The sequence below is a fragment of the Bradyrhizobium sp. 21 genome (assembly GCF_023073335.1).
Lineage (GTDB): Bacteria > Pseudomonadota > Alphaproteobacteria > Rhizobiales > Xanthobacteraceae > Bradyrhizobium.
Map to the genome: position 1 here is coordinate 111,282 of NZ_JADPJG010000004.1, position 19,861 is coordinate 131,142.

At 65.0% G+C, this 19,861-nt stretch carries 19 protein-coding genes and 1 tRNA gene; 8 read left to right on the forward strand and 12 right to left on the reverse strand.

Annotated elements, in window-relative coordinates; all coding sequences use genetic code 11:
- From IVB31_RS07960 to IVB31_RS07975, 4 genes are all read right to left on the reverse strand, one after another.
- Window positions 1–912, reverse strand: a 912-nt coding sequence (locus IVB31_RS07960; protein ID WP_247320571.1) for a GAF domain-containing protein, incomplete at its 3' end; no start/stop codon positions are given.
- Between the two features lie 95 nt (window positions 913–1,007).
- Window positions 1,008–4,313: a carboxyl transferase domain-containing protein gene (locus IVB31_RS07965; protein WP_247320573.1), complete on the reverse strand. Its 3,306-nt coding sequence runs from the start codon at window positions 4,311–4,313 to the stop codon at window positions 1,008–1,010.
- Between the two features lie 127 nt (window positions 4,314–4,440).
- The gene (locus tag IVB31_RS07970; protein WP_247320575.1) at window positions 4,441–5,124 is read right to left on the reverse strand and encodes an aspartate/glutamate racemase family protein; all 684 of its coding nucleotides are present in this window, start codon (window positions 5,122–5,124) and stop codon (window positions 4,441–4,443) included.
- Window positions 5,125–5,136: 12 nt separating this feature from the next.
- The gene (locus IVB31_RS07975; protein WP_247320577.1) at window positions 5,137–6,819 is read right to left on the reverse strand and encodes a cache domain-containing protein; all 1,683 of its coding nucleotides are present in this window, start codon (window positions 6,817–6,819) and stop codon (window positions 5,137–5,139) included.
- A 406-nt stretch (window positions 6,820–7,225) separates the two neighbouring features.
- Between IVB31_RS07975 and IVB31_RS07980 the strand changes: the two genes are divergently transcribed.
- Together IVB31_RS07980 and IVB31_RS07985 are read left to right on the forward strand one after the other, a co-directional pair.
- The gene (locus tag IVB31_RS07980; RefSeq protein WP_247320578.1) at window positions 7,226–7,594 is read left to right on the forward strand and encodes a hypothetical protein; all 369 of its coding nucleotides are present in this window, start codon (window positions 7,226–7,228) and stop codon (window positions 7,592–7,594) included.
- Window positions 7,595–7,605: 11 nt separating this feature from the next.
- Window positions 7,606–8,079, forward strand: coding sequence for a hypothetical protein (locus IVB31_RS07985; RefSeq protein ID WP_247320891.1), 474 nt, complete (start codon window positions 7,606–7,608; stop codon window positions 8,077–8,079).
- A 3-nt stretch (window positions 8,080–8,082) separates the two neighbouring features.
- Here IVB31_RS07985 and IVB31_RS07990 read toward each other — a convergent pair whose 3' ends face one another.
- On the reverse strand, window positions 8,083–8,682 hold the full coding sequence (locus tag IVB31_RS07990; RefSeq protein WP_247320579.1) for a TetR/AcrR family transcriptional regulator: 600 nt from the start codon (window positions 8,680–8,682) through the stop codon (window positions 8,083–8,085).
- A 168-nt stretch (window positions 8,683–8,850) separates the two neighbouring features.
- Here IVB31_RS07990 and IVB31_RS07995 point away from each other — a divergent pair, with 168 nt between their 5' ends.
- Window positions 8,851–9,228, forward strand: a complete 378-nt coding sequence (locus tag IVB31_RS07995) for a tautomerase family protein (RefSeq protein ID WP_247320580.1) — start codon at window positions 8,851–8,853, stop codon at window positions 9,226–9,228.
- Between the two features lie 13 nt (window positions 9,229–9,241).
- Here IVB31_RS07995 and IVB31_RS08000 read toward each other — a convergent pair whose 3' ends face one another.
- Both IVB31_RS08000 and IVB31_RS08005 read right to left on the reverse strand, forming a co-directional pair.
- The gene (locus IVB31_RS08000; RefSeq protein WP_247320581.1) at window positions 9,242–10,210 is read right to left on the reverse strand and encodes a GTP-binding protein; all 969 of its coding nucleotides are present in this window, start codon (window positions 10,208–10,210) and stop codon (window positions 9,242–9,244) included.
- Between the two features lie 3 nt (window positions 10,211–10,213).
- The gene (locus tag IVB31_RS08005; RefSeq protein ID WP_247320582.1) at window positions 10,214–11,704 is read right to left on the reverse strand and encodes an amidohydrolase family protein; all 1,491 of its coding nucleotides are present in this window, start codon (window positions 11,702–11,704) and stop codon (window positions 10,214–10,216) included.
- A 1,347-nt stretch (window positions 11,705–13,051) separates the two neighbouring features.
- Between IVB31_RS08005 and IVB31_RS08010 the strand changes: the two genes are divergently transcribed.
- Window positions 13,052–13,336, forward strand: coding sequence for a type II toxin-antitoxin system RelE/ParE family toxin (locus IVB31_RS08010; protein WP_247320583.1), 285 nt, complete (start codon window positions 13,052–13,054; stop codon window positions 13,334–13,336).
- A gap of 39 nt (window positions 13,337–13,375) precedes the next feature.
- Complete coding sequence (locus tag IVB31_RS08015; protein ID WP_247313578.1) at window positions 13,376–13,672, forward strand: HigA family addiction module antitoxin; 297 nt, start codon at window positions 13,376–13,378, stop codon at window positions 13,670–13,672.
- A gap of 35 nt (window positions 13,673–13,707) precedes the next feature.
- Here the strand turns inward: IVB31_RS08015 and IVB31_RS08020 are convergent, their stop codons facing one another.
- The 3 genes from IVB31_RS08020 to IVB31_RS08030 form a co-directional block, all read right to left on the reverse strand.
- Window positions 13,708–14,253 (reverse strand): 2'-5' RNA ligase family protein, encoded by a 546-nt coding sequence (locus tag IVB31_RS08020; RefSeq protein ID WP_247320584.1) that lies wholly within the window; start codon window positions 14,251–14,253, stop codon window positions 13,708–13,710.
- Between the two features lie 61 nt (window positions 14,254–14,314).
- Window positions 14,315–14,389, reverse strand: a tRNA-Glu gene (locus IVB31_RS08025).
- Window positions 14,390–14,645: 256 nt separating this feature from the next.
- Complete coding sequence (locus IVB31_RS08030) at window positions 14,646–14,990, reverse strand: hypothetical protein (protein WP_247320586.1); 345 nt, start codon at window positions 14,988–14,990, stop codon at window positions 14,646–14,648.
- Between IVB31_RS08030 and IVB31_RS08035 the strand changes: the two genes are divergently transcribed.
- The 3 genes from IVB31_RS08035 (at window position 14,989) to IVB31_RS08045 (ending at window position 17,830) form a co-directional block, all read left to right on the forward strand.
- Window positions 14,989–15,996, forward strand: coding sequence for an RluA family pseudouridine synthase (locus tag IVB31_RS08035; RefSeq protein ID WP_247320588.1), 1,008 nt, complete (start codon window positions 14,989–14,991; stop codon window positions 15,994–15,996). The two genes, IVB31_RS08030 and IVB31_RS08035, sit on opposite strands and share 2 nt — an antisense overlap.
- Before the next feature lie 218 nt (window positions 15,997–16,214).
- Window positions 16,215–17,114, forward strand: coding sequence for an RNA polymerase sigma factor RpoH (gene rpoH, locus IVB31_RS08040; protein WP_247320590.1), 900 nt, complete (start codon window positions 16,215–16,217; stop codon window positions 17,112–17,114).
- A 374-nt stretch (window positions 17,115–17,488) separates the two neighbouring features.
- Window positions 17,489–17,830 carry a hypothetical protein gene (locus IVB31_RS08045; RefSeq protein ID WP_247320592.1) on the forward strand — a complete coding sequence of 114 codons (342 nt, stop codon included), beginning with the start codon at window positions 17,489–17,491 and terminating at the stop codon, window positions 17,828–17,830.
- A gap of 4 nt (window positions 17,831–17,834) precedes the next feature.
- Here the strand turns inward: IVB31_RS08045 and IVB31_RS08050 are convergent, their stop codons facing one another.
- Both IVB31_RS08050 and IVB31_RS08055 read right to left on the reverse strand, forming a co-directional pair.
- Window positions 17,835–18,461 carry a peptidoglycan recognition family protein gene (locus tag IVB31_RS08050; protein ID WP_247320594.1) on the reverse strand — a complete coding sequence of 209 codons (627 nt, stop codon included), beginning with the start codon at window positions 18,459–18,461 and terminating at the stop codon, window positions 17,835–17,837.
- A gap of 33 nt (window positions 18,462–18,494) precedes the next feature.
- Window positions 18,495–19,706 (reverse strand): GGDEF domain-containing protein, encoded by a 1,212-nt coding sequence (locus IVB31_RS08055; protein ID WP_247320596.1) that lies wholly within the window; start codon window positions 19,704–19,706, stop codon window positions 18,495–18,497.
- Between the last annotated feature and the right edge of the window lie 155 nt (window positions 19,707–19,861).

Genomic DNA, 19,861 nt, shown 5'->3' on the forward strand with positions numbered 1-19,861 from the left:
TGGCCTCGCCCGCAGCGGCGGCGCGACATGGCCATGCCCCAACCGACTGCCATCGGCCCGGCGCAACTCGACGATGTCGTCCGCATTCTGCGCGGTGGGATGATCGAACTTGACGTAACGCGACAGATCGATGCCGGATGCGATCAGGCCGTCGGTGAGACCCAGCAGTGCGCGCGCCGAACGGCAGGCGCCGACGATGCGGCGATCGTCGTCATAGGCGAGCAGGCCGCTGCCACCGTCATCAGGCACGGTCGCGATCCAGGCGTTGCGGAAGTGGCTGCGGAAGATCGCGCCCTCCATGCGCCGCGTCGCCTCCATCGTCACTGCGAGCGCGAGCTGATGCGCGGCGCGTTCGAGATCGTCGCGGCATGAGGTGATGTTCACGGCACCGGCGAGGCGACCGGCCTGGTCGAACAAAGGCGCCACGGCGCAGGAGAACATGTGCCACTGCGCGCGAAAATGCTCGTCGCGATGCACCAGGATCGGCTTCTGCTCCGCAAGCGCCGTGCCGAGCCCGTTGGTGCCTTCGAAGGCCTCGGAAAAATTCGAGCCGGTATAGACCTTCCAGCGCATGAAGATCTCGGTGTCGGCCGCGCCGGGCAGCCGGCTCCACAGCATAGTGGCGCTGGGGTCGGCGAGATTGACGCAATAGCCGGTCTGGCGCAGCACGCGGGCGAGATCTTCCAGCTCCGGCGTTACGAGCCGGATCAGTTGCTCCATCGGCTCGGCGACATTGCGGACCTCGGCTTCGGTCAGCGTCTGCGGCGGGCCCTGACGGGCGGGATCGAGCTTGTGGCTGATCAGGCAGCGCCGCCAGGAATCGGCAATGCGCGAAGAGGCATCGACGTCGGCCACTTGGTTGGCGACGGACAAGACACGGGCGACATGGTTCGAGGCCGAAAGGCTGGCCATCGCGGACGTCTCCACCCTGTATTATTGTGCAAAGTCTGGCACCACAGGCCGGGATGTCAATCGGGAACCGGGCCGCAAAACTTGCTGCACCGCCCTCACCACGTATCGATGCATGGCCGCTTCTTCCCCGTCCTCGGCGGTGGCTTCGGCACTGATCGCAGCCCCGCCATGATCCAGCGCCGCGTCTCCGCGGGATCGATGACGTTGTCGATCTCGAACACGGAGGCGATCGAGACCGCTTTGCCGTTGGCATAGAGCTCGGCGACCTTGTTGCGATAATAGGTCTCGCGTTCGACGGGGTCGGCGATCGCTTCCATCTCCTTGCGGAAGCCGAGGCGGACGTAGCCTTCAAGACCCATGCCGCCGAACTCGCCGGTCGGCCAGGCCGCGGTGAAGAACGAGGCGTGGAAACCGCCGCCGATCATCGACTGCGCGCCGAGCCCATAGCCCTTGCGCAGCACGATGCCGAACAGCGGCACGGTGAGGCTCGCGCCTGTCACGAACATGCGCGAGACGTGGCGGACGATGGCGGTCTTCTCCGCTTCCGGGCCGACCATGAAGCCGGGTGTGTCGCAGAGCGAGACGATGGGTAGGTCGAAGGCGTCGCAGAGCTGGAGGAAGCGCGCGGCCTTGTCGCCGGCATCGGCGTCGATCGCGCCGCCGAGATGGCGGGGATTGTTGGCGATCAGGCCGAACGGTTTGCCCTCGATGCGGATCAACGCGGTGATCATGCCGACGCCATAGTCGCGGCGCAGCTCCAGCACGGACTCCTTGTCCGCGACGAGGTCGATCACGCTGCGGATGTCGTAGACGCGCAGGCGGTTCTCGGGAATCGCGCGGCGGAGCAGGCGCTGGTCGGCCGCCTGCCACTCCGTCAGCCCGCCCTGGAAATAGGACAGGTATTTTTGCGCGGCCCGCGTCGCCTCCTCCTCGTCCTCGACCAGGAGGTCGATGACGCCGTTCGGCGACTGGAACGTAACAGGGCCGACTTCGGCGGGATGATAGACGCCGAGGCCACCGCCTTCGATCATGGCGGGGCCGCCCATGCCGATCGAGGCGTTTTTCGTCGCGATGATGACATCGCAGCAGCCGAGCATCGCGGCATTGCCGGCGAAGCAATAGCCGGAGACTATACCGATCACCGGCACGAGGCCGGAGAGTTTTGCAAATTGCACGAAGGACGGGCCGTCAAGGCCGGTCATCCCGAGCCGGTCGGTATCGCCGGGCCGGCCGCCGCCGCCTTCGGCATAAAATACCAGTGGAACGCGCCAGTCTTCGGCAAGCGTCAGCATGCGGTCGATCTTCTTGTGGTTCATGTGGCCCTGCGTGCCCGCGAGCACGGTGTAGTCATAGGCCACGACCATGCAGCGCCCGCCTTCGGGACCAAACTTCTCGGCGTTGACGGTGGCAACGCCCATGACGAGGCCGTCGGCTGGTGTGTTCTTGACGAGATCGTCGAGCTTGCGCCGGCGCCGCTGCGCCGCGATCGCAAGGCTGCCGTACTCCATGAACGAGCCGTCGTCGACGAGCTGCGCGACGTTTTCGCGCGCGGTGCGCTGGTTGGTGTTGCGGCGGCGCTCGACCGAGGCCGGGCGATTTTCGTCGAGCGTATTGGCCTGGCGCGCGATCAGCTCGGCGAGATCGGGACGGATGTGGTCGAGATCGATGTCGGCCTCCGTTGCCGACGCATCGGCCGCGACATCGAGCGGCTCGAGATAGAGGATCGGCTCGCCATGCATCAGCGTGACGCCGTCGCCGGCGACGAGCTTCATGACCCGGCCGCCTTGCTCGGCCATGACCAGATGCTCCATCTTCATGGACTCGATCACGGCGAGCTGCTGGCCCGGGCGCACGACCTCGCCTTCCTTCACCTGAATAGTGACAATGGTGCCTTGCAGGGGCGCCGCGACCATTACCGTCCCTTCGGGCACGGTCTGTGCCGTATGCGCCTCGGTGCCGGGACCGCCGCTTCGCTCCGTCGCCGCAAAATAGAGTGGTTTGGCCGCGCCATCCGCGGCTTCGACGAGCTTGCCGATATTGCGGTCGATGAAATCGGTCGCGATGCAGTTGGTCCTGAAATCGGGATGCGCCAGCACGGCCTGGAGGAAGCCGATATTGGTGACGACGCCGTCGATCCTGAATTCGCGCAGGGCGCGCGAGGCCTTGGCGGCCACATCGTGCCAGGCTTCACTCGGCGTGTGGACGATGACTTTTGCCAAGAGCGAGTCGAAGGCGGCGCTGGTCTTGTAGCCGGCGTAACCGAAGCTATCGACGCGGACGCCCGGTCCCGACGGCGGCTCGAACACGGCAAGCACGCCGCCGGTGGGATGCGTCGCCCCTACCTCGTCCAACGTCTCCATGTTGACGCGGAGCTGCATGGCATAACCGCGCGGCTTCGGGATGGCCCCTTGCGCCAGCCCGAGCGACGCCAGCGACGCGCCGGCAGCGACGGCGAGCTGGGCGCGGACGAGGTCGAGGCCGAGCACCTCTTCGGTGACGGTGTGCTCGACCTGGAGCCGCGGATTGGCCTCGATGAAGGCAAAGCTGTCGTCCGCAGTGCCGTCGACCAGGAATTCGAACGTGCCGAGATTGTCGTAACACGCGGCAGCGGCAAGTTGCTTCGCCGCCTCGATGATACGGCCGCGCAAACTGTCGCTCAGCGACGGGCTCGGCGCCACCTCGATCAGCTTCTGGTGCCGGCGCTGGATGGTGCATTCGCGCTCCCAGAGATGGGAGATCGCGCCCTGGCGGTCGCCGATGATCTGCACCTCGATATGGCGCGCCTGCCGGATCAAGCGCTCGGCATAGACGCCGTCGAAGCCGAACGCGGCCTTGGCCTCGGACTGGCAGCGCGCGTAGGCCTCCGCGAGATCGGCAGCGCACTCGACCACGCGCATGCCACGACCACCGCCACCGGACATCGCCTTGATCACGATCGCCGCATTGCTGCCGAGGGAAACGAAGAACGCCGTGATCTCCTCAAGGCTCGACGGCCCGCTGGTGCCAGCAATGATCGGCACGCCACAGCGTTTTGCCAGTTGCCGTGCTGCGACCTTATCGCCAAACAATTCGAGCGCGGCCGGTGTCGGTCCGACGAAAGTTATGCCTGCATCCCCGCAGATTCGGGCGGACGCGGCGTTCTCGCTGAGAAAGCCGTAGCCGGGATGCACGGCATCGCAGCCGGCGTTGATCGCCGACTTCACCACCGCGTCGATATCGAGATAGGCCCGCGCGCCGCGACCGGGAATTTCGATCGCCTCATCAGCAACACGCACATGCAGCGACAGCGCATCGTCCGCCGGATGGATCGCGACCGTCGCAAGGCCGGAATCGGCCGCGGCGCGCGCGATGCGGATGGCGATCTCGCCGCGATTGGCGATCAGGAGCTTCTTGAACGACATGCAGCGTCTCCATGTCCGCGCGCCGAGGCGCGGGTCGGCAAGTCCGATGGTTCTGCTTCGTCACTTTAGCCGAGGCCGTCAAGCGCAAGGAAGCTGGTCGCTGCGGCCGTTCCCGCGGCCCGGAATATCAGTTGGTTGCACGCGCCGTGATGAGGCGGATAATCCGCGCCACGGCAGACGGAATCGGCGCGATGACCGGGACATTGAACATCGGCTGAAGCTCGCGCGCGGCTTCGCCCAGCGGCCCGCCACCGATGATGACGGCCTCGGCGCCATCCTGCGCGATGCAGGCCTCGACTGCGCCGGCGAGCGCTACGCGCAGCCGCGCGGTATCGCGCATCAGGTCGTGCGGATCGCCCTCCGCGAAGCGGGTGCCGGTGTAACGCGATCGCAACCCCAGCGCGTCCGACAAGGCGTCGATCTTCGCCTCGAGCAACGGCGTCGTGGTCGCCACGCCGAAACGGCGGCCATTCTCGGCGGCTGCCAGCATGGAGGACTCACCGATGCCGACCGCGGGCAGTTTTATCGCGGCCTTGATCCCGGCAAGGCCGGGATCGCCGAACGCGGAGACGATGATGCCGTCGCAGGAGCCTGCATGCGCCCGCGCGATCTCACCGACTTCGGGCGCGGCTGCGTCGAGCGCATCCGGCGACACGATCATCGGCGGCGCCCGCGTTGCCGTGGCGCCGACGATGTCGAAATTATCAGCCACGGCCGACGTCGCGATGGCGACCATCATTGCGGTGGTCGCCTCAAAACTGTTCGGATTGATCAGAAGGATGCGCGCCCGACGATTGGAGTTTTGGTCCATCCCCCTGCTATACTAGGCCGCCCGCACCCCCGCAACGAAAGCGCTGACTTCGTCTTCCAGCGATTGCAGCTTCTGCGTCAGCCGGCCGCTCGATTGCAGCACGAGGCCGGCGGCCTGGCCGGTCTCGGCCGTGGCATCGGTAACGCCGGAGATATTTTGTGAGACCTGGTCGGTGCCGGAGGCGGCCTCCTGGACGCTGTGGGCGATCGCCGCGGTCGCGGCGCCCTGTTCCTCGACGGCTGCGGCGATCGAGGAGGAAATCTCGTTGACCTCCATGATAGTGCTGCGGATGCTCTCGATGTTGCCGACCACCTGGTTGGTCTCGGCCTGGATCGCCGATATCTGCGCGCCGATCTCGTCGGTCGCCTTCGCGGTCTGGCTCGCCAGCGATTTGACCTCGCTTGCCACCACCGCAAAGCCCTTGCCGGCCTCGCCGGCCCGCGCCGCCTCGATGGTGGCGTTGAGCGCGAGCAGATTGGTTTGCGAGGCGATCTGGTTGATGAGGTCGATGACCTCGCCGATCTTGTGCGCGGCGGCAGCAAGTCCCTGCACGGTGTCGTTGGTGCGCTGACCGTCGGCGGCGGCCTTGTCGGCCACGCTTGCAGCCTGCGCGACGCGCTGGCTGATTTCGGCGATGGACGCCGACAGCTGCCCGGCGGCGGAGGCCACCGTCTGCACGTTGCTCGAGGCCTGCTGGCAGGCGGTGGCGACGAAGCTCGCACGGTCGGTCGCCTTGTTCGCGGTCTCCGACATGCCCTGCGCGGCCTGCTGCATCGCCCGCGCCTCGTTGAAGACGTCGCGGACCACGGCCTGAACGTTCGCCTCGAACTTGCCGGCGAGATCGGTCATCGTCTTGCGCTTCTCCTCGTCGGCCTTCTGCTTCGTCGCCTGCTGCTCGGCGTGCATCTGGCCGACAGCCGACGCATTGTCCTTGAACACGGCGAGCGCCTTGGCGAGCCCGCCGACCTCGTTGCTGCGGTCGGTATAGGGTACCTCGAACGCGCTGTCGCCGGCGGCGAGGCGCTCGGTCAGCGCGGTGATCTTGGCCAGCGGCCGGGTGACGCTGCGGCCGATCACAAAGGAGGCGCCGAGCACGAGCACGAACACGACGAGGCACACCAGCGCGAAGGTCGTCGCATCCTGGCGGAAGACGGCGTCGACGTCGTCGAGATAGATGCCGGTGCCGATAATCCAGCCCCAGGGCGCGAAACCCTTCACATAGGAGATTTTCCCGACCGGCTGGTCGAAACCAGGCTTGGGCCAGAGATAGCTGTAGAAGCCCGCGCCCTGCTTCTTGACGACGTCAACGAAGCCCGAGAACAGACGATTGCCCGTCGGGTCCTTCATGTCGGAGAGATCCTTGCCGTCAAGCTCGGGCTTGATCGGGTGCATGATCATCTTCGCGGCCATGTCGTTGAGCCAGAAATATTCGACCTTGTCGTAACGCAGGCTCTTGATCTCCGCGATCGCGCCGGCCTGCGCCTGCTCGCGAGGCAGCTTTCCATCGCTCTCGAGCTTCTGGTAGTGGGCCAGGATGCCGTAGCCGACATCGACCATGTGCTGCGTCTTGGCCTGACGGTCCGCGATCATCTGCGTGCGCAGGGTCGAGAGCGCGATCGGCGCCAGCGCGATCATGCCGAGAAGGCTGATGCCGACAATCAGGACCAGCTTGAAACTGATGCGGGAGAAAAACATCGGTGCTCGCAAGAATTGGAAGGGCTGATATGCCAGTTTATCCCGCTCCCCTTAGCAAAGCTTTAAGCATTCGGGTTCCCGAAATCCCCGCAAAACTGCGTGGAGAGGCCGCAGGCTGCCGGGGACGGCCGCATCCGAGATGCGAGCTCTTCAAAACTAGAAGGCCTCGATATCGCCCCTCCGAGCGTTGACTTGCCGGGGGCTCCGGCGGAACGATCGGCGCAGATCACCAGCGCCGGAACTGGCGTGAGCGCAGCCGAAGGCGAGAGGCTCAATGCATCAAACGACATCGACAGGGTCCCTCGATCTTCCCGCGCTGAGCGCGGCCGAGCGGCTTTTCATCTGGGGATTTCGGGCCAAAGCCCGCAGCGGAAGCGTCGTTCCGACCGCGGCCGACATCCGGCAAGTGTACGACCATTTTCGCGTGGGCGATGCCGTGCCTTCGCTGGAATCCATCATCGAGATCTTTGCGTGCACGGCGCATACGGCCATCGAGGTGCACTGCCCGACCTGCCCGCGCATGTCCGACTGCGAGCACGGAATCTTGCGGGCGATCGCCGCGGCACAGCAGCAACGCATCGACGCCGCGCGCGCGCAGTTCGAATGCTGGCTGCCGCCGGTCGGGGCCGATTGGGCGCTCGCACCCGTCCGGGGGCTTGCAACGATCTTCAGCATGGCGGGTCTCATCCTGCCCGACAGACAGGCTCCGCCTTTCGGCCATGACCGGACGATGGCGATGAAACGCTGGCTGGTCGGTAGCCCCACATTGCACTGACGAGATCGCTCATAATGCAGGATATTTGCGGCTCCGTGCCTGTCACGGAAGCCGGCCAGCCGCGGCTCTGTCCGCTCCAGGCCGCGCTTGCGGCGCGGCCTGACGTCGAAAGCTACGATGATTTTTGCCGCGTCGCGCTTTCGCTGTTACGGTTCATCGCAGCTGCCTATGCGACCGGCGCGTCCGATTGCTGGGAGGCGGCCTATCGCTTTGCCGACGAGGCGCCTGGTATCGCCGACAGCCCGCTGCTGGTCGCGCGCGTTGCCGCGCTCGTCAGAATCCTGCGCAGCGGAAGCCCATGCGAATTGTGCTTCATGCCGCCGTCGTGCCGGCGCCTGTCGAAGGACGAAACAGAGTTGATGCGACTGCTGGCGGTGGCGCGCCGCAACCAGCCCGGTGAACTCGAATCCATCGTCTGCCAGGTCGTCGGTCCCGGCAAGGAGGACGCGGCGACGCGGGCGGTCAACGCGCTCGCCTTGTGCTGACACCTAGCCTCCCTTCTTGCCGAGCACGAGATCGATCGTGTGGGCGGCGATCTTGCGCAGCTGCGGCTCGTCGCCGAAGGCGCGTTCGAGCACGGCGAGTCCGCGCGTCACGGTGATGATGTGCAGTGCTGCGGCCGCGGCATTGCCGTTGAATTCGCCGCGCGCTGCGCCCGCCGCCAACGTTTCCTGAACCAGAGCAGTGATGCGCGAGACGAGGTTCGCAAACGCCTGGCGCGCCTCCTCATCAAGCCCTTCGCCTTCGGCTGCGCCGAGTTCCATCAGTCCGCGCGTGGTCGGGCATCCGCGCGGCGGCGAGCCGGAGCGGAAGTTCGTGATGGTGAGGTCGAAGAACGCGGTGAGGCGCTTGCGCAACGAGCCCGCGCCGAGCGCCTTTTGCAGGGCGACGAGATAGTCGCCCGCATAGCGCTCATAGGCCTGGAGGAACAGCGCTTCCTTGCTGCCGAAGGCGTTGTAGAGGCTGCCGCGCTGAACACCGGCGTCGCGCGCGATGTCCGACAGCGACGTGCCACGGACGCCTTTGCGCCAGAACTGGTCGAACGCGATGCGCAGGACGTCGTCATGGTCGAACTCGCGCGGCCTCAAGACTTACTCCTCTGCCCGACAAATATATTTGACACGGTGTCAAGAATTTGATTTCTAGACATCGTGTCAAAAACTAACTGGGATTGATAGCCCGTTTCGTCAATGGGCCGAACGGCCGCGCCTGCATGCGCCCAGGCCGAACGAGCCCGCATGCAAAGGGACCAGCTCATGCCTCTCCTTCACATCTCGATGCGCGCCGGGAAGCCGGAAGCCTACCGGCAGGCGATTCTCGACAGCCTTTACCGCGCCATGCGCGAGGCGCTGAGCGTCCCTGAAGGCGACGAGTTCATGACCATCAGCGAGCATGCGCCTGCGAACTTCCGCTGCGGCAATGCCTACGGCGTCATTCGCAGCGACGACGCCGTGCTGATCCAGATCACCGTGTTCGCCTCGCGCACCCCTGAGCAGAAGCAAGCGCTGTACCGGCGGATTGCAGACCTGCTCGGCGAAAGCCCGGGCATCCGCCCCGAGGACGTGTTCGTGAATGTGCTCGATGCTCCCGCGGAGAACTGGTCCGTCGGCCACGGCATCGCGCAATTCGCGTGAGGCGGTTACAGCTTCACTTCGCAACACACGTCTCCATGATCCCGTCGAGCTCGGCCTTCGAGAGCACTCCGAGCTCGGCGATGAAGACGATCCGCGCGCGCGGCACGCCTAGCGTCGGCGCATCGCCAGAGGCGAGCGCGGCATCGCCGGGAGCGAGCGCGGCATCGCAAGGGGCGAGCGTCGCGCGGCCGGCGGCGAACTGGAACACCATCTGGCGCCCGGGCTGCTCGACGGTCTCGAACAGGCCTTTTGCGCGCGCCAGCTTCGGCGCCAGCCGGCCGATGGCCTGCTGCAAACGCGGCAGCGAGAGCGGCTGGTCCGAGGTCCAGCTCAGCGTTTCGAAGCGCTCTTCTGCGGGCCGTCGCGGTCCGGGCTCGCGTGGCGCGGACGCGCGAGCCGTGGTCGGGGGGAACAGCAACGCGGACGGAATCTTGCCCTGCTGGGCATCGACCACCACGGCGGGGACGCGCTGTGCGCGGACGGCCTCGCGCATCCGGATGCCCGCGCCCTCGCCCGCCAGATCCAGCTTGCTCAACGCCACGATATCGGCGACGCGCAATTGCGAGCGCTGGAGCGCATCGTCCAGGGCGGCTGGCGGCGCCGTCGCATCCAGCACGCAGAGCACCGTCTCCAGCGGCGCCTCGCGCAGGATCACGGGGTCCATCAGATTGCGGACGATGTCGGCGGGATCGGCGACGCCACTGGTCTCGATCACGATGTAGTCGGGTTTCGGATCGCGCCGCAGCAGCGTCGACAGCGTGCGCAGCAGGTCGCCTTCGAGCGAGCAGCAGATGCAGCCATTGGCGAGGCTGACCACGCCGTCGCTCGCGCCCGCGATCAGCTCGGCATCGATATTGATCGCGCCGAAATCGTTGACCACGGCGGCGATCCGCCGTCCCTCCGCATGCGCCAGCAGATGGTTGACGACGGTGGTCTTGCCGGCCCCCAGAAAGCCCGTCACCAGCAGAATGGGGACCGGCATGTCTCAGCTCCCGACGACGGGGCGGCGCACGGGGCGGCCGGGCCGCGCCGCCACGTCCAGCACGCCGTCCGTGATGAGCATCTCGCCGCTGACGACCAGATGCCGCACGCCTTCGGAGGGACGGTTCATCGCCGTGAAGGTGGCGCGATCAGAGAGCTTCTCGTAGTCGAACACGACGATGTCGGCATCGGCGTCCTTCGTGAGCCTGCCCTTGGCGCGCATCGCGGGCGTGCTCTGCGACAGGATTTCCGCCGGGATCAGCGCGCATTTGCGCACGCCTTCAAGCAGTGACACGGTCTTGCGCTCGCGCACCCATTCGCGGATGAATTTCGTGAAGCAGCCGGCCGAACGCGGATGCGAGGTGGCGTCATCCGGCAGCGGCCAGGCGTCGCCGGTGTAGGTCTTGCCGTCCGACGTCGTCCACGGCATCGCGTCGGATGCGATCGCGCCGCCGGGATAGAGCACCGACATGTCGAGCAGGTCGCGATGATGCGCATTGTTCTCGGTGTCGAGGATGTGCCAGAGCACCAGCGAGGACGGCTCGTCGGCCTGCGCCTTCAAGAGCTCCTCGCGATCGCTGAAGCGGTGGCCGTCGGTCACGCGCTGCACGGAGTCGTAGCCGGTGCCGTTGCGCGCGACGAATTCCGGGTCGCTGAAGAACGCCGCCGCCAGCACGGTCGAGCCGGTGCCGTAGGGATAGGCCTCGACCGTGATGGGCAGGCCCTGCGCCTGCGCCTTCTCGACCAGCACGCGGCAGCGTTCGATGTCGGTCTTGCTCGACGAGTTGAAATGGCAGATGTGCATGTGCGCGCCGGTGGCGCCGGCATAGCCGATCAGGCGGATATAGGCTTCCGCCGCGCTTTCGGGGTCGACGCGCGACATGTAGGCGACGTGGGTGAAGGTCGGCACGTCCTGCTTCGCCGCGAGCTGGCAGACCGCCGTCAGCTCCTGCACGCCGGCGCCCGGCGCATAGGCGTTGAGGATGCCGATGCCGATGCCGCCCTCGTTCAGGCCGCGCGCGAGTCGCTCCAGGATGCCTGAGACCTCCGCATCGCTCGCGACGTTGTCGATCCAGCGCCGATCGCGCATCGCGTTGCCAAACGCCTCCAGCGAGCTCTCTGCATTGGAGCCCGTCATCGCGCCAATCCGCGCGAAGGCCCAGTTGGTGGCGGCGCCGTAGTTGAGCACGCGGCCCTTGCGCGCCTGGCGCTCGTACCAGGAGCCAACCGGCAGCACGCCGGCCTCGAGATCGAGCGTCGTCGTGACGCCGTCGAACGCCTGCATCCGGTCCGCGGGGATCGACTGGCCATGCGCGTGCAAATCGATGAAGCCGGGCGCGACCACGAGCCCGGTCGCGTCGATCACCCGCTCGGCACCGCCGAGCGAGGTGCCGACCGCGGCGATCTTGCCGTCCACCACCGCCACGTCACCGATCGCATCCATCCCGCTCGCGGGATCCACCACCCGCCCGCCAGAAATCACCAAACCGCTCATATCGTCACTATCCTCCGCGCTGAAACCGCATCAAGGCAGATTCCGGGAGTAACGACCACCTCCACTGAAGCCGACGCAGCATGCTCGCACGGAAGGTCATGTCGTAGGAAAAATGTGGACAGGCGCGCGCGCTCTCGCGGCAGGTTTGGCCCGAGCTATGCTTCTCGCTTCACCCCTTCGCGAAGAAAGGGCGCAGGGAAGACCGGGCGCCGACTGGCACCCACAAAGCCCCCATGCGAAATGATTGCACACGCAATGCACAGGGGAGACACAGGGCAGCCGAGACCAGGCCTTCCCTGCGCGATGGTTTGACGGCCTATGCCGCGCTCTCCCCGGAGACGAGTTCCTTCTTGCCTCCGTCACCTCCGCGAAATGCACGGCACCGCGCCGGTTGACGCGCTGACGCCTTCGCAAAGGCTTGACCGTAGCAACGACGGCCAGGACCACACGGTTTCGCCGTACGCGAGCTGCCCTGCGTCGCCAAAGCTCCGCAAGACTTGAGCGCCGTCCGTCGATGCGGTTTGTGCCATGCTCACGAGGTTCATCTCGCCCTGCACGCACAAGCCCGCCTTTAACGCCGCCCGCGTCCACCGCACTCCAGCCCGCGTTCGTGACGACGTACGACCGCCCCTTTGGTGGGCTGGGATGGGTGATGGTTACGATATTTCCGAATTTCGGTAAAGTGGAATATTTTTGCGGGGAGGGGTTGACAGCAATCCTTGGTGTTTCGCCCGGCCGACACTCAGCGCGAAAATAAATCTGGGCCGGCGGCCTTCCGAGCATCTCGTTAGTCCCAAATCATGCAAATGTGAATCGCTCAGGGGCGCGAAATTGCGCCTGGATTCACCAGCAATCTCAGAGGGTAAACGGCCGCACAAATGATTATCTTGACTACGCATTGAGGCGAAATCCGCGTAACCCTTTGTAATTAAAAGCGCGGGGTCCAGACCGTGCCAGCGATTTTGTGAATATTTGCGAGCCGTGGTCCCGATAGAAGGTCGCCCAGATGGATTCGCTCTCTGATTTTTAAAGGAGAGCTAGGTCATGTCTGACCACCAGTTGCGTTTTAGAGGTCCCGGCTTTGATCTCGACGCCAAGGGTCCATTGGGGATTCTTGCTGCCATCATCATTGTCGGCATGGTGATGTGGTGGCTCCGCTAATCGGATTGGTGCACAGTCGCCGTAACCCGCTTATGCTTTCACCTTGCTTGGCATCAGACCATAGTCCTGTGTTGCCCGTCGACCTGTTCGCTCGGGCCGGCCCCAACCAAGCGCGGCGCCAACCTATAGTATCGCGCCGAGATACGAAGACCTTGCAATACGTATCCCAATGAGATACGTATTGCCATGATCAGGAGCTTCAAGGGGAAGTTCGCCGAGACGATCCTTCAGGGCCGCATGGTCCCGAAGGGATTTCCGGCGGACCTCGCAAAAGTCGCGCGCCGAAAAATGATCATGGTGGATGCCGCCGACTTTCTCGGCGCCTTGAATTCGCCTCCGGGCAATCGCCTTGAGGCCCTTAGAGGCGAACTGGCGGGCAAGCACTCGATCCGCATCAACGATCAATGGCGGATCGTGTTCAAATGGACCGATGCTGGCGCCGAAGACGTCGAGATCGTGGATTACCACTAATCAGACGGGCACTTGTGTCCGACCAAAAGGAGTTCGCTGATGGCAAGGAAATTGCCGCCGATTCACCCCGGGGAAATCCTGCGTGAGGAATTTCTCGTTCCGCTCAAGCTGACACCCTACGCCGTAGCGGCTGCCCTGAACGTGCCGCGCACCCGGATCGAGCGCATTGCGCGCGAAGAAAAGCCGGTGACAGCCGACACCGCGCTGCGGCTCGGCAAATTCTTCAAGACCGGCGCTGCCTTCTGGATGAACATTCAGACGCGTTTCGACCTCGAAACGGCCGAAGACGTGCTCGCGCCGCAGATCAAGAAAATCGCGTCTTACGAGGCAGTTTGAGCGCGATGCAGTCGCGCTGACGCCGGAAGGACCGGTCAAAATTGCAAGGCTGTCGGCAGTCTCTGCTCAGCGATGACCCGCACTGGCGGAAAGGCAACGCAATCCACCACGTCGAACACCACTTCAATGCTGCGATCAAATGCCCGTGCAAAGGCAATGGCATCATCGCGCCGTTCGTCGGCGACGCCAATGCCGAGCGTACAATGCGGCGTCCATGCGCCAGGCCGGTAATAAGGACGGCAATGTTCTGGATCGATTGCTGCGCTGATGGAGGCATGGATACGGGCCAGGTGCTCGTCGACCGCCGGCTGCGCCCAAACGACAAGGGGAGGACCTTCGAACCAGCGAATTCGTGTGAATTCGACGCGCAGTTGCGTTTCGCCAGTTGCGGCTGCCAGCATGGCGTCCCATGCGGCCTGCTCGTCGATCGTAGGCTCGTCGTAGATCGCAAATGTAAAATGCGGCAGGTAGCCGAGGGCACGCATCGACAGCTCGATTTCGAATGCGCCGACCTGCTCCCACAGCCGCTCGATCTCGCCTGCTGAACTATTGTCGGCCCGGATGTTGATCGCCAATGCCACAGGCTCACCCGAAGGGTGGAACAATCAAATCGAGATCAAGGCAAGGTTGGCTTCAGGCAAATGGCGCTCCCTAGGGGAATCGAACCCCTGTTTCAGCCTTGAGAGGGCCGCGTCCTAACCGCTAGACGAAGGGAGCGTGTGGGGGAGGACATAGCTGCGAATTTTGCCGGCGGCAAGGTGGGATTCACGGGTTTCGAGCGGCCTCTCGCCACCGTCGTCCTGGCGAAGGCCAGGACCCATTACCCCGAATGGTAATGGTTAAGGCACATCGGAGGGACGATCTCGTTCACGCAACTAGCGCCGGTGGTTATGGGTCCTGGCCTTCGCCAGGACGACGGCTGAGATTTGGCGGGCGCCCGGGTCTGCTACAGGGCGAGTTCCCGACCCCGGCCCTACGGCTCATTGGCGAATTTCAGCTTTCCGGCCGGTTTCAACGTGTGGACGTCGAAGGTGCGGATCTCGGTGACGCCGCCGATTTCGAGCGTGACCACGAGGCGGTCGCCGGCGACCCCGGTCGCCACGATCTTGGCGCCCTTCGGCAGGGCGGCGGTGACGTCGCCTACCGGTTCGGCCGCCCTTCCCTCGGACTTGAAAAGGCGGTAGCCCACGCCGATCAGGACGGCGCAGATTGCCAGCGCCGTGGTCAACCCCGCGATCAGCATCATCCGACGCACCCGCGCGAACAGCGCGGCCTGCTCGGGGCTCGGTTCGGGAACAGCGGTATCAGACGTCGTCATGGAAAATTCAGGCTCTGCGCAAAGGTTGGAGGTTGCCGTCACCGGCGACGAGGACTCGACCCGGCTCGACCGCGTGCTGGCAGCGCACCTCGCCGACCTGTCGCGATCGAGGCTGAAAGCCCTGATCCTGGCGGGCGCGGTAAGCCTCAAGGACGCCGCGATCCGCGACCCCGCTTATCACGTCGCATCCGGCGATACGATCACAATCGACGTGCCGGAAGCTATCCCGCCGGAGCCGAAAGGCGAGGACATTGCGCTGGACATCGTGTTCGAGGACGACGACATCGTCGTGCTCAACAAGCCAAAGGGGCTGGTGGTGCACCCCGCGGCCGGCCACGAGACCGGCACGCTGGTGAATGCGCTGATCGCCCATTGCGGCGGCTCGCTGTCCGGCATTGGCGGGGTGCGGCGGCCCGGCATCGTGCACCGGCTCGACAAGGACACGACGGGGCTGATGGTCGTCGCCAAGAACGACCTCGCCCATGCCTCGCTCACCGCGCAATTCGCCGACCACGGCCGGACGGGTGCGATGCGCCGCGGCTACATGGCGTTCGCGTGGGGGCTGCCGGGCCGCCATCGCGGCACCGTGGACGCGCCGATCGACCGCCACCCGCATGCACGCGAGAAGATGGCGGTGCGCCAGGGCGGCCGCGAGGCCGTGACGCATTGGGAGCTGCTGGAGACTTATGCCGGGCGGGACGGCAAGCCGATCGCCGGCCTGCTCGCCTGCGAGCTCGAGACCGGGCGCACCCACCAGATCCGCGTCCACCTCGCCCATATCGGCCATCCCCTGCTGGGCGACGGCGTCTACGGCCCGCATTTCAAGACCAAGGCGAACCAGCTAGGCCCTGAGTCGCAAGCCGCGCTGGCCGCCCTCGGACGGCAGGCCCTGCACGCTTATCTGCTGGTATTGGAGCACCCGAGGACCGGAGAACTTCTTCACTGGGAGGCGGCTTTGCCGGAGGATTTGCTTCTCCTCCAAGGGGCTTTGAAAGCGGCGCTATGACGCAGGCCGATTCAGAAAACCTTGACATTACAAAAAGTTATAGCTGCCACACGGGGACGTGACGTCAGCAATCCTTCCCTTTTTGCCCCCTCATGGGGTATATTGCGCCTGCGTTGGAAAGGACCAACGCGGAACATCGCAGCTACGGCCGGCTTTAACCCAGCGGTCGTCTGCCTGGCCCGCCGCTATCGGGGGCCTGAACCTTGGAGGGCTTCATAATGGCCCGTACCGCTACCCTGCCGGTCCTCAATGGAGAATCCGGCCTCTCTCGCTACCTCGGCGAAATCCGCAAGTTTCCGATGCTGGAACCCCAGCAGGAATACATGCTCGCCAAGCGTTGGCGGGAACATGATGATCGCGACGCCGCACATCAACTCGTCACCAGCCATCTCCGGCTCGTGGCCAAGATCGCCATGGGCTATCGCGGCTACGGCCTGCCGATCTCCGAGGTCGTCTCGGAAGGCAATGTCGGCCTGATGCAGGCGGTGAAGCGTTTCGAGCCCGAGAAGGGCTTCCGTCTCGCCACCTACGCCATGTGGTGGATCAAGGCGTCGATACAAGAGTATATTCTGCGTTCCTGGTCGCTCGTGAAGATGGGCACCACCGCGAACCAGAAGAAGCTGTTCTTCAACCTGCGCAAGGCGAAGAGCAAGATTTCGGCGCTGGACGAAGGCGATCTTCGCCCCGACCAAGTGGCCATCATTGCCAAGCGTCTCGGCGTCACGGCTCAGGACGTGGTCGACATGAACCGCCGCCTCGGTGGCGACGCGTCGCTCAACGCTCCGATCCGCGACGACGGCGAAGCCGGGGAATGGCAGGACTGGCTGGTCGACAACTCGCCCAACCAGGAAGCCATGCTGGCCGAGCACGAGGAGTATGATCACCGCCGTGACGCTCTCAACGGCGCCATGGGCGTGCTCAACCCGCGCGAACGCCGCATCTTCGAGGCCCGTCGCCTCGCCGATGAGCCGATGACGCTGGAAGACCTTGCGTCTGAGTTCGGCGTATCGCGCGAACGCGTCCGCCAGATCGAGGTCCGCGCTTTCGAAAAGGTGCAGGCCGCGGTCAAGGGCACGATTGCAAAGGCCGAACAGGCCGCGCTGGAAGCCGCGCTCTAAGCGCGGTTGCTTCCAGCCCCAAGAGGTTGGCGGATCGACAAGAGACAGAAAGCCGGCGGCAACGCCGGCTTTTTTGTTTGCGTGGGCATCATTTCGCATTCGACGTCATGCCCCGCCTGGTGCGCAATTGCGCACGGGGGCCGGGGCATCCAGTACCCCGCGGCGATCGTGACTGAACCGAGACGCTGGGGATTGCTGGATCGCCCGGCTTCTCCGGTCTAAACACTTCGCGGGCGATAGCAGCGGTGAATGAGACGGCCATCACAGTCTCCTTCCCTCAGCCGAAGTACAACCGAGTTCACCTTGAACCGACCCCGCCGGTCAACCGACCCAGAATGATCGGACCGACTGCGCCAATTGGACGACCTCCCATCGTGTCGATCATTTTGCAATCCACCGTCGGCGGCTTTTCCGCCCAGTTCATGCGCAAGCTGCCGCTGGTCGAGCAGGCGATGCGCGACCACGGCCTCGAGCCGTCGGAGTTCGTGATCTCCAAGGACTATGCCTCGACCGCGACGATCCCGATCATGGGACCGTTCTTCTTCAATTACAGCGTCTTCTTCGGCGAAGAAAAATTCACCGTCACCGAGCCGAACGACATGGTGTTCCTGGATTACTTCTTCAAGCGCGTGCTTGCGGCGGATGGGCCACCGGCCGTGCCGCGGCGTCCGGGATTGATGCGGCGCTTCTTCGGGTGGATGGCGCAGCCGGTGTGACGCGTCACTCGCCCCACATCCGCGCCAGCGTCGCGAGCCAGCAGCCCTCGCAATAGCGCGCATCCTTGTAGTCGATCCAGTTGTGCGCATAGACGTGGTCGAGCGGGATGCCGTAGCGCGCGCGCAGGACTTTTACGAGGATCTTCCACGCCGCGACCTGCGCCTCGGTCGGGCCCGTCGTGACGTCGGGATAGTTGCCGGCGAACTCGACGCCGATCGAATTGTCGCGCACCACCTGGCGATAGGTCGGTTTGTTGTCGATGTATTTGTTGTCGTTGCGGTTGGCGCCGTCGCCATGGGTCGGCATCAGATTCTCCGCGACCGCCCAATAGACCGTGCCGTCGGTTTCGACCCACAATGTGACGCCGCGCCGCGTGGGATTCTTCGATTGCTCTTGTGCGCCGCCGCGGGCCGAACCTGTCGGCCCCTCGGTCTGGTGCACGATGATGTTGCGCCAGGGTCTGGCGTTGCCGACATCGCCCCATGGCGCCAGCCATACCAACTTCAGGCCGGGAATGTCGGGCGTGCCGGAGACCCGCGCGAGCTTTGCGAGCTCGGCGTCGGTTGCGGCGGCGGGTGCGATCAGAATGAGGGCGGCGAGAATGGCCGCGAGCAGGCGGGGCATCATCATGAGGGTCCAACAACGGACCCAGCGTAGCAGGCTTTACGCGAATTTGCGCGCGGCCTCACTGAGCCCGGCCGGCTCGGGCGAGAGTGGCGGCCCCGGATCGTAAACCGCAAAATCGTTCTTGCCGTTGTTCTTGGCCGCATAGAGCGCGTGGTCGGCATGTGCGATCAGGCGGTCCGGATATTGGCCGATGTCGCGATCCCACTGCGCCACCCCGATCGAGATCGCGATCGGGATGTCGCCGCCTGTGCAATTGGCTGCATCCTGACGGCAGACCTCGAGCACGCGGCGGGCGATCGCGGCCGCCTCGCGGGAGGACGATGACGGCAGCACCACGCAGAACTCGTCTCCGCCGGTGCGGGCGAGCATGTCGCCGGGCCTGAGCCGCGTCTGCGCCATCAGGGTGAAATGCCGCAGGCAGGCATCGCCGGCGGCGTGTCCATGGGTGTCGTTGATGGTCTTGAAGCCGTCGAGATCGATCACCAGTAGCGAGAATGGCTCGCCGCTGCGCTCCGAGCGGGCGCATTCTTCACCCAGCCGCTGCAACAGATGCCGCCGGTTGGCGACGCCGGTGAGATCGTCGAGCAGCGCGAGGTCGGCGACCTCGTTGCGCAGACGATCCATCGCCATCAGCAGGAAGCCGAAATTGAGAGTCATCGACAGGAACAGGAGCCCCAGCACCATGACGGCATGCGCCTGACCGCCGGCCTTGGCCGAGAAATCGGCGCCGAGCAGATTGCCCACCGTGCGGACCGCGAGGATCGCGATGATCGCGAGAATGACGATGCCGGACAATCGGGCGCCCGGACTGACGCGGCCTTCGGGCGGCGACAGCAGGAGACGCAGCGCCAGCACCAGCGGCAGGCCCTGACCGAGCGTGTAGCTGAGCATGCGCAGCGGCATGTGATCGAAGCCGACCATGAAGACCACGACGCCGGCGAGGCTCACGCCTCCCGCCGCGGTCATGATGCGCCACGAGACCGGCCGGTGATAGAAGCGTTGAATGCCCATGGCGGCGAGGCAGCTCGCCGCGATGACACCGGCCGCGCCGAGCAGGAGCGGCAGGGGAGAATCGACCAGCAGGCGGATCAGGGCCGTCATCGCGCCGGTCGCACCGACGAAGGACGACGCCATCCAGAACCGCGCGGCCGCAAATTTCGGATAGGAGCGCGTCACGTAGGCCCAGATCAGGCCGAGCGCCAGGAAGTTGACGACGAACACCATCCAGAGTGTCGGCACGTTCAGCATGGCGCGCGCAGCCTCGCGCTCCCCGTCCCTCGCAGCCGTCCGTGCATGACCCGTCCCCGTTTTCTTGCCGGGAACAATGCCGCTGTCGCGCTTAACGGAGTCTCACTGCGGTCCTCGAAAGCGCGCCTTTGGTTTTGGATTCATGAACGGCCGGC

Excerpts from the sequence above, each read along its gene's own strand:
- IVB31_RS07965 (WP_247320573.1), bottom strand. The coding sequence starts at position 4,313 with ATGTCGTTCAAGAAGCTCCTGATCGCCAATCGCGGCGAGATCGCCATC.
- IVB31_RS07970 (WP_247320575.1), bottom strand. The coding sequence starts at position 5,124 with ATGGACCAAAACTCCAATCGTCGGGCGCGCATCCTTCTGATCAATCCG.
- IVB31_RS07975 (WP_247320577.1), bottom strand. The coding sequence starts at position 6,819 with ATGTTTTTCTCCCGCATCAGTTTCAAGCTGGTCCTGATTGTCGGCATC.
- IVB31_RS07995 (WP_247320580.1), top strand. The coding sequence starts at position 8,851 with ATGCCTCTCCTTCACATCTCGATGCGCGCCGGGAAGCCGGAAGCCTAC.
- IVB31_RS08000 (WP_247320581.1), bottom strand. The coding sequence starts at position 10,210 with ATGCCGGTCCCCATTCTGCTGGTGACGGGCTTTCTGGGGGCCGGCAAG.
- IVB31_RS08005 (WP_247320582.1), bottom strand. The coding sequence starts at position 11,704 with ATGAGCGGTTTGGTGATTTCTGGCGGGCGGGTGGTGGATCCCGCGAGC.
- IVB31_RS08010 (WP_247320583.1), top strand. The coding sequence starts at position 13,052 with ATGATCAGGAGCTTCAAGGGGAAGTTCGCCGAGACGATCCTTCAGGGC.
- IVB31_RS08015 (WP_247313578.1), top strand. The coding sequence starts at position 13,376 with ATGGCAAGGAAATTGCCGCCGATTCACCCCGGGGAAATCCTGCGTGAG.
- IVB31_RS08035 (WP_247320588.1), top strand. The coding sequence starts at position 14,989 with ATGGAAAATTCAGGCTCTGCGCAAAGGTTGGAGGTTGCCGTCACCGGC.
- IVB31_RS08030 (WP_247320586.1), bottom strand. The coding sequence starts at position 14,990 with ATGACGACGTCTGATACCGCTGTTCCCGAACCGAGCCCCGAGCAGGCC.
- rpoH (WP_247320590.1), top strand. The coding sequence starts at position 16,215 with ATGGCCCGTACCGCTACCCTGCCGGTCCTCAATGGAGAATCCGGCCTC.
- IVB31_RS08050 (WP_247320594.1), bottom strand. The coding sequence starts at position 18,461 with ATGATGATGCCCCGCCTGCTCGCGGCCATTCTCGCCGCCCTCATTCTG.
- IVB31_RS08055 (WP_247320596.1), bottom strand. The coding sequence starts at position 19,706 with ATGCTGAACGTGCCGACACTCTGGATGGTGTTCGTCGTCAACTTCCTG.